This window comes from Shewanella sp. SG41-4, assembly GCF_014164505.1.
Taxonomy (GTDB): domain Bacteria; phylum Pseudomonadota; class Gammaproteobacteria; order Enterobacterales; family Shewanellaceae; genus Shewanella.
In genome coordinates, this window is the sequence record NZ_JACJFI010000465.1 from 1 (window position 1) to 2,120 (window position 2,120).

General features: G+C 38.3%; 3 protein-coding genes and 1 pseudogene. 3 read left to right on the forward strand and 1 reads right to left on the reverse strand.

Features of this window, described 5'->3' with window-relative positions; translation table 11 throughout:
- The coding region (gene minC, locus H5202_RS21135; RefSeq protein WP_182773789.1) for a septum site-determining protein MinC at positions 1 to 496 on the reverse strand (496 nt) is incomplete at its 3' end.
- Positions 497 to 615: 119 nt separating this feature from the next.
- On the opposite strand from minC, the gene H5202_RS21140 reads away from it, so the two are divergent.
- The 3 genes and pseudogenes from H5202_RS21140 to H5202_RS24845 all read left to right on the forward strand — a co-directional run.
- Positions 616 to 894: a YcgL domain-containing protein gene (locus H5202_RS21140; protein ID WP_182773790.1), complete on the forward strand. Its 279-nt coding sequence runs from the start codon at positions 616 to 618 to the stop codon at positions 892 to 894.
- A gap of 31 nt (positions 895 to 925) precedes the next feature.
- Positions 926 to 1,894 (forward strand): lytic murein transglycosylase, encoded by a 969-nt coding sequence (locus H5202_RS21145; protein ID WP_182773791.1) that lies wholly within the window; start codon positions 926 to 928, stop codon positions 1,892 to 1,894.
- A 101-nt stretch (positions 1,895 to 1,995) separates the two neighbouring features.
- Positions 1,996 to 2,120: pseudogene (locus tag H5202_RS24845) on the forward strand (YcgN family cysteine cluster protein); the annotation flags it as partial.

The following is a 2,120-nucleotide window of genomic DNA, read 5'->3' on the forward strand; positions in this document are numbered from 1 at the left end:
CACCTGCCATGGCTTTACCACGTAGAGCACCATATATATGGATGCTACCATCAGCTATGACTTCAGCGCCATTACCAACCGCTCCAAAAGTGATTAAATCAGCATTTTGTGCGTATATTTGCTGTCCAGAACGCACATTTTGTTTAACAATTTTGGTTGCCCGTTCTGGTAACTCTGCTTTACGAGCTTGCTTGCCCGATTTTACCACTGCAATTGCCATGCTCTTTGCTTGTTCAATTTGCTCTGGACTGGCATCAGTAATGCCTACAATAATAAGATTTCGGTCAATTAATAATTGTTTTAGGGCATTAAAATCAATGTGAGTATGCTGAATGGCCGATAAATTTAATACCAATGGTGCGCCCAAGAAAAACTGGGGAGCTTGAGCCAATTTATTGTCTAATTCAGCCGCAATGATATTCAAATCGCTGTGATTAATATGCAGCACAGATAGTGTAAAAGACGTGGCCTTTAGTTCGAGATTTTGTTTAGCCATCCCGGCGTGATTCTCCAATACTTCAGCGATAAACTGATTTACAATTATTTTCTTGTGTCACCATGTTATAGTGTGATTAGTTGACTATCAAGTTTGAACCTTTGGAAATTTACACTAAAATGATATGTGCAGTATATAAAAGCGGTCGAAGAGCAGATACTTACCTTTTTGTCACAAAACGTGATGTATTTGATGACGTTCCTGAACCGTTAATGGAAATGTTTGGCTCAAAGACATTAGTGATGATTGTACCGTTATCTAAACGAGATCACTTAGGTATCGCTGATATTGACAAAGTGAAGTCTGCATTAGTAGAACAAGGCTATTACTTACAAATACCACCACCACAAATTAATTTACTCGAACAACACAAACAAGAATTAGCTTTTAAGAAATAAGCTCATTCTTAAAGGAGTCATCAAGACGAATATGATTCAAAAAATCATTTTATGCGCATTTTGTTACTTCTTTTGTTCTAATATTGCCATAGCTGAAGACAGCCGTGGCGAATTTACCGACTATTTGTTGGAACTACAACAAAAGGCAATAGCTGCTGGCGTTAACCAACTAACAGCAGAACGCTATATTGCTAATATTAAAATATTCAAAAAAGCCAGCCTCAATACCCATTCAGATTCATCACAAACATTAGAAGACTTTATCCCCCAAGCTGTACCTGAAATTACCGTGAGTACTGCTAGAGCAATGTTTCAGCAACACGAATCACAAATAGAAAACGTTAGCCAAACTTATCAGGTTCAGTCTCGTTTTCTAATGGCATTATGGGGAATGAACTCTCGGTTTGGAGAGCGCTCGGGACGTTTTTCTGGGTTATCTGTTTTAGCCTCACTAGCTTATAAAGGCGATAAAGAAGCTTTTTACATTAATGAGTTTATTGCCGCTCTGAAGTTAATAGAACAAAAAAATATTACCGAAGATTTATTGCTAAGCTCTTCATCTGGTGCGATGGGGCAAATGCAAATAATGCCTAGTCAGATACTCAAATACGGTGTCGATGCCGATAAAGACGGCATCATTAATGTCTGGAGCAGTATGGATGATGCCTTTGCATCCACAGCTAATATGCTACATCAACAAGGCTGGCAATATGATTCAACGTGGGGAAGACAAGTAAAAACAACCATGATGCTAGATCCTAACTTACTCGGTCTACAAGCACATAATACATTTCCGCATTGGCAAGCCTACGGTGTCAGGCGTTTTGATGGTACTGACTTACCCCAACGTAATGACATGGAAGTTTCATTAATTGCGCCAGATGGACCTAAGGGACGCTTTTATTTGATTTATACTAATTTTCGTTTATTACATCAATTTAATAATACTTTGCACGAAACGCTGGCAATAACCTACCTTTCTGAGAAAATTAAACAGTAAATTGTACTGTTTTAGGTGTAAAATGCGTGAAAATTTAGATGATAAACCACATTAGATATAAAATGACGACTCAGTTTTGGACAACCACAGCTTTAGAAAACATGACAGCCGAACAGTGGGAGTCCCTTTGTGACGGCTGCGGTAAGTGCTGTCTTAATAAAATCATCGATGATGAAACTGATGAGCTTTATTATACTAATGCCGCATGTCATCTGTTGGACAACGA

Bases quoted from the DNA above. Each gene is read 5' to 3' on its own strand.
- H5202_RS21140 (WP_182773790.1), top strand. From the start codon at position 616: ATGATATGTGCAGTATATAAAAGCGGTCGAAGAGCAGATACTTACCTT.
- H5202_RS21145 (WP_182773791.1), top strand. From the start codon at position 926: ATGATTCAAAAAATCATTTTATGCGCATTTTGTTACTTCTTTTGTTCT.